Source organism: Pseudomonas monteilii NBRC 103158 = DSM 14164, assembly GCF_000730605.1.
In the GTDB taxonomy this organism is placed as follows: domain Bacteria; phylum Pseudomonadota; class Gammaproteobacteria; order Pseudomonadales; family Pseudomonadaceae; genus Aquipseudomonas; species Aquipseudomonas monteilii.
In genome coordinates this window covers 1-2,320 of record NZ_BBIS01000105.1, presented here as the reverse complement: position 1 = coordinate 2,320, position 2,320 = coordinate 1, and the positions used below count along the sequence as shown (strand labels likewise).

General features: G+C 51.5%; 1 protein-coding gene. It reads right to left on the bottom strand.

What is annotated here, in order from left to right; all coding sequences use genetic code 11:
• The coding region (locus PM2_RS29315; RefSeq protein ID WP_042132644.1) for a hypothetical protein at positions 1–2,265 on the bottom strand (2,265 nt) is incomplete at its 3' end.
• Between the last annotated feature and the right edge of the window lie 55 nt (positions 2,266–2,320).

Here is a 2,320-nt window from a genome sequence, read left to right as displayed (position 1 = left end):
CTCAAACGTTCCATCGCCTTTGTATTTATGCCAATGCGTGGCCGCAGCCGGCACTTTTTCTTTGGGGACGCTTCTTGTAGTCCGGTAGAATGTGAGTTGTACGCCAGTACCCGAAACTTCCGCCTCCAGCCAATAGCTCCCGCTCTGGTCCACCACAACCAACACATCGATAGTGCGCTTACTATTATCTGCGCTTGAAACTTCCACCTCGGCGAGCCGAGACGAAATGAAGTTAAGAGGTTCCCCTGCGCCAGGCGCTGGCAGCGTTTTAGCTGCTACAAACTTGCGCCCGTCCTGCATTGTCGGGTCTTTATCCGGGTCTTCCTCAATTGCTCCCAGATTCTGGTCCTTGAGGGTCCAGGTCAGGGCCTTCTTGTCCACTTCACCGGCTACCAAGGAGTACTTGCAACCCAGCGAGACGACCACCACAGAGGGATAGACTGATACAGAACTTTCAACCAGGCTGAGCATTGCTTTGCTGACCTTGTCGCCGGCCGTGGCAGTGACGATGACCCGACGGAAGCCCGATGCGCGCAGCGAATCGGCGCTAGGCGCCGTGTATTTACCTGAAAGGTCAATATCCCCTTTCTCGCCCTCTTCGCCATCAACATTGTCCACTGACCACTTGATGTCGCTTGCGCCTGATGCCTTGAACGTCAGGCTGCCACCGCCGGCAACTACAACCTCGCTCGGCTCAATAACCAGATCGGTACGTTGCGGTGACAAGTGGCCAAGAACGGTCAAATCGGTCGGCATGTTCAAGTTAACGGGCGTCACCACATTGCCGCCCTTGAACAGTAAGTTGTTCAGGCGAAATGCATCCAGGGTCGCACCGATATCCACCAGCGACGCCGCAAGCGAGGTGGCATAAGCCTGCAAGCCTTGCCTGTAGAATTTCAGGTAGTCGTAGATGAATTGGATTTGATTAGGGGTCACTTTGGGGTCGGCGTAAACCAGCTCTATGGCAGTATTCGAACGCTGACTCTGAACCGAAAAATCAATAACAGAATTTTCACCTTCAACCTTAACCTTGAAACTGAAAACAACTTCAACATCTACAGTCGTTTTGAGCGTGAACTTACGATCCGGCCACGGATTAGCTGTATGTTCACGGTGACCTACTACGCCATCGACAAACACAGGATCCGGATTAAGTTTAAACACGACACCATTGCGCTCTACACGAAAGCGCATTGCCGGCTCATCAGCATAATTGAACCCGAAGGCAGGCGTCAAACATCTAAACAATGGTACCTCATGGTTAATGCGCGCCCACCACCCTCCCGCCGTTGCGACGAGCTCACGATGACGTGACCCTGGAATCTCGCGATCCTCAAATTTTGCATCCGCTACCCAGGGCACCTTATTGATCTCAGGGAATATCACTTTATTGTAAATGAGATCCTGAGCCAGGATCAGGTTACTGGTAAACTTTTCCGCCGACGAAGGCAACATATACAGCATATCTTTATCTTCATGCGGGTATGAACCATTCTTATCGCCTTTCATAGCAATGAACAGTACCACAGCCCCTTCGCCAAAGGCTGGATCACCACGTTTTGCGGAATTATGCTCTGCATGAGTACGTATGCCAAAACGCGCTGGTTCCAGCACCGAGTCTTCGCTCTCCCTCAACTCGCTGAGTGGCAGCGTGGTCAGTTCGTCGCCCCATGTTTTCATTAATTCAGCAAGGTGGGTACCTAGCCTAATACGCTCGAACTCTGTTTCCACACCGGTAAACTTGTACTGGTAGATAAATTCGCCATTCTCATTCAGTTGTATAAGTTTCAACACCACAGCCCCTTCATCACCGATACTGCTCTGTGACGTTGCCAGATCTGCCGTGAAGATCAATGAGGGGCCTACAATCGCATTCAAGGTGGACAACCGTGTGACTACCTTATGCGTCTCACCCGCGAGGACGGACTCCTTGAGTTGCAATTGTTTACCACCTACCATGCGCATGGTCGCGGCGACCCTGCCGTGTTGGATAGAGGCGTTCTCGAAAGACAGCCGGGGCCTATCCAGCGTCAAACCCATCAGCACATGCTTGACGCCTTCGCCAACATCTTCTTCGGAATCTTCGAACACGGGGAACTGCTGATCGGTACCAAGCCGGTCAATGTACTCCTGCATAAGCAGGACATTGGTTTTTTGCCGATCGAAAACCAGGATGGCACCCCACCCGAATGTCCAGCGCTGTTTTTCCATTTCTTTCAAATAGTCTTCAAGGCTTAATGCTTTAGGGGAAACATGTTTATTCATGGTCAGTGACTCCTTGGATACATATCAAATGTTCAGCCCGACACGGGCTACTGAG